The organism is Dehalococcoidia bacterium (assembly GCA_041653995.1).
Classification (GTDB): Bacteria; Chloroflexota; Dehalococcoidia; order GIF9; family UBA5629; genus CAIMUM01.
Map to the genome: position 1 here is coordinate 2896 of JBAZEK010000051.1, position 673 is coordinate 3568.

The window sequence follows — 673 nt, forward strand, 5'->3', positions numbered from 1 at the left end:
TCGACTAAAAATGCCATCCTGATCATCCAGTTCGCGCAACAGCGCCTGGAACACGGAGAAAAACTGGTTGAGGCAACTCTGGGAGCGGTCAGAACCCGTTTCCGGCCGGTTATCATGACCTCCATGGCTTTCTTCTTCGGTGTCTTGCCGCTGGCCATAACTACCGGCGCAGGAGCAGGCGCCCAGAATGCCATTGGAACGGCAGTTGTCGGCGGAATGCTTTCGGCTACCTTCATTGACCTTATCTTCATCCCATTGTTTTTTATCCTGGTGACCCGTTTTTTTAGCCGAAGGAAACAAAAACCGGCGCAGGCTGTAACTGTTGCTTCGAATATTATTGATTCCGGGGAAAAACATTAAATGAAGCAAATACCCGTTTTAATTTTAGGAATTATTGTTTGTTTAAGCGGTTGCACCCTGGCCCCGAAATACAACCGGCCGGGGCCGGCAGTTCCTGAGCAGTGGCCTAAAGGAAATGCTTATCCGAAGGAGCAGCCGGCAGCCAATGTTGTAGATGCTCCGCAACTCAAATGGCGGGAGTTTTTTACCGACCCAAAGCTTCAGCAGATCATCCAACTGGCCCTTGAAAATAATCGGGACCTGCGGTTAGCTGTTTTAAACGTGGAAAAAACGCGGGCCTTATATGGCGTTCAACAGGCTGCCTTGTTCCCGA

General features: G+C 50.2%; 2 protein-coding genes. Both read left to right on the plus strand.

Going from position 1 to position 673, the window contains the following annotated elements:
- On the plus strand, nucleotides 1-360 hold a 360-nt coding region (locus tag WC359_15180; GenBank protein ID MFA5401793.1), incomplete at its 5' end, for an efflux RND transporter permease subunit.
- Nucleotides 361-673: multidrug transporter (locus WC359_15185; protein MFA5401794.1), on the plus strand; the 313-nt coding region annotated here is incomplete at its 3' end.